Origin of the sequence: Geminicoccus flavidas, from assembly GCF_009806515.1 — a bacterium.
Lineage (GTDB): Bacteria > Pseudomonadota > Alphaproteobacteria > Geminicoccales > Geminicoccaceae > Geminicoccus > Geminicoccus flavidus.
Window position 1 is genome coordinate 1 of the sequence record NZ_WUJP01000178.1, and the last position, 2376, is coordinate 2376.

The window sequence follows — 2376 nt, forward strand, 5'->3', positions numbered from 1 at the left end:
TCATAGAGCGCTGCGGGATCGCTGCTGGCAAAGCCCCCGCCGGGCCCATCGATGCGCCAGGGCGGTGGTGGCAGGAAGGTTTCGCGCGGGATGGCCGCGAACGCAGCCGCCACTTTCAGGTCGCGCACGCCCGCCGCGCGCATGAGGCCCTGCGCGAAGCGCTGCCTGGTCTCCGCTTCCGTCATGCCGGGTGCTATAGCACGCCCGCGCGGCACGCAGCGCCCGGAAAGGAAGTGCCTGGGGTGGAGATGAGCGGAACGAGCTGGCTGGACTGGGCGGAGGCGAGCCGCCTAGTGCTGGCGGACAGCCTGGCGGCGTTCGCCGAGGAACGGGTGGCCGCCGCCGCCGAGGCGATGGTGGCGGCATTGGCCGCCGACCGGCCGATGCTGGTCTGCGGCAATGGCGGCTCGGCGGCGGATAGCCTGCATTTCTCGGGCGAGCTGGTCGGCCGCTTCAAGCGCGACCGGCGGCCTTACCGGGTCCTCTCGCTCGCCGCCGACCCGGTATTCCTGACCGCCTGGAGCAATGACGCGAGCTTTGCCGACGTGTTCGCCCGCCAGGTCCAGGCCCATGGTACCGCCGGCGGCGTGCTGGTAGGCTTCACCACCTCGGGACGCTCGCCCAACGTGCTGGCGGCATTCGAGGCGGCGCGGGAGCGCAGGATGACCACCGTGGCCCTGACTGGAGCCGGCGGCAACGCGCTGGATGGCCAGGTCGACCATCTGTTCGCCGTGCCCGCGACCGATACGGCCCTGGTCCAGCAGGTTCATCTCGTGCTCTACCATCACTGGTGCCGCGTGCTCGAGGCGCGGCTGACCTGACAGCGTGTCGCCACAATTTCCGATCGAGGTAGTCGTCGCATGGGTCCGATCCGGCAGTTCGTCCTGGATCTCCAGCCGTCTGGCATCGGGCAGATCGCCCGCGAAGGCCTGGATGATCCGGAGGTCATTCCGCTCTGGTTCGGCGAGAGCGACCTGAACTCGCCGTCCTTCGTGAACGAGGCCGCCAAGCAGGCTCTGGACGACGGCAAGACCTTCTACAACTGGACCCGCGGCCACCTGCCGGTGCGCGAGGGCCTGCTCCGCTATCACCGGAAGCACTACGGCATCGAGCTGGACGAGGACCGGGTCTCGGTGCCTGGCTCGACCATGCTCACAGTGATGATCACCTGCCAGTGCCTGATCGAGCCCGGCGACGAGGTGATCCTGGTCTCGCCCTACTGGCCGAACATCCGCACCGTCGTGGAGGTGCTGGGCGGGCGCACGGTCGACGTGCGGCTGCAGGAGGGGCCGGAGCGCTGGTGGCTCGACCTGGACGACGTCAAGCGCGCGATCACGCCGAAGACCAAGGCGGTCTATGTCAACACGCCGTCCAACCCGACCGGCTGGGTGATGTCGCGCGAGGAGCAGGTGGCGCTGCTGATGCTCTGCCGCCAGCGCGGGATCGCGATCATCTCGGACGAGGTCTACCACCGCAACGTGTTCGGCCGGCCGTCGCCTGCCCCGTCCTTCGTCACGCTCACCGAGCCGGAGGAGCCGGTCTTCATCCTGAACGGCTGGTCCAAGGGCTGGGCGATGACCGGCTGGCGGCTGGGCTGGATGGTCCACCCCAGGCAGCTCGCCGTGCCGATGGCAGTGCTCTCCGAGGTCAACAACACCGGCGCCACCGCGTTCGTCCAGTATGGCGGACTGGCGGCACTGGACCAGGGCGACGCGTTCGCTGACGAATTCGTGGCGCGCTGCGGCCGCAACCGGACAATGGCGCAGGAGATCCTGGGCAGCCACCCGAAGCTGGACCTGCTGATCCCGGAAGGTGCCTTCTACCTGTTCCCGCGGATCAAGGCGCCGATGAACGGCTTGGAGTTCGCGCGGCGGCTCCTGCGCGAGGAAAAGGTCGGCACCGCACCCGGCTATACGTTCGGCGAGGGCAACGAGCAGCATCTGCGGATCTGCTTCGCCCTGTCCTCCAGCCGCCTGGAAACCGCCTTCCTGCGCATCCGCCGCCTGCTCGACCGGATCTGACCGGGCGCCAGAATCCCAGAATCAATGTCGCCGCCGGCATGGGCGGCCGGCGGCGACATGAGCTTGCTGCAAGGGCTGCCGCTCAATGGCGGTAGTCGCGTGCCCAGACGTCGATCCGGCGCTCGGCCTCGTCCTAGGACTCGGGCTTCTTCGGCTGCTCGTCTTTGTCGGCGCGATCGGGAATTCCGGTAACTCCCTGGGTCACCGACACGGGATCGCTGGCGGGGAAGGTTTCTTCCAGGGCCTCGTCCAGGCCGGCCTGATCGGGCTGCTTCTTGCGGTCGCCCAGAGGCAACTTCTGCTTCTCCTGAACGGTCATGATGCCGATCCTTTCACTTGTCTCGGGAGCGCCCGG

General features: G+C 68.3%; 3 protein-coding genes and 1 pseudogene. 2 read left to right on the plus strand and 2 right to left on the minus strand.

Going from position 1 to position 2376, the window contains the following annotated elements; translation table 11 throughout:
• A pseudogene (locus EQG76_RS04845) lies at positions 1–185 on the minus strand (protein-L-isoaspartate carboxylmethyltransferase); the annotation flags it as partial.
• Between the two features lie 63 nt (positions 186–248).
• Between EQG76_RS04845 and EQG76_RS04850 the strand changes: the two are divergent.
• Entirely contained in the window at positions 249–821 is a 573-nt protein-coding gene (locus EQG76_RS04850) for a D-sedoheptulose-7-phosphate isomerase (RefSeq protein ID WP_159711092.1), read from the plus strand.
• A gap of 39 nt (positions 822–860) precedes the next feature.
• A complete protein-coding gene (locus EQG76_RS04855; protein WP_159711094.1) occupies positions 861–2021 on the plus strand; it encodes a pyridoxal phosphate-dependent aminotransferase in 1161 nt (386 codons plus the stop codon).
• A gap of 133 nt (positions 2022–2154) precedes the next feature.
• Here EQG76_RS04855 and EQG76_RS04860 read toward each other — a convergent pair.
• Positions 2155–2376 (minus strand): hypothetical protein (locus EQG76_RS04860; RefSeq protein WP_331463723.1); only part of this gene is annotated, 222 nt, incomplete at its 5' end.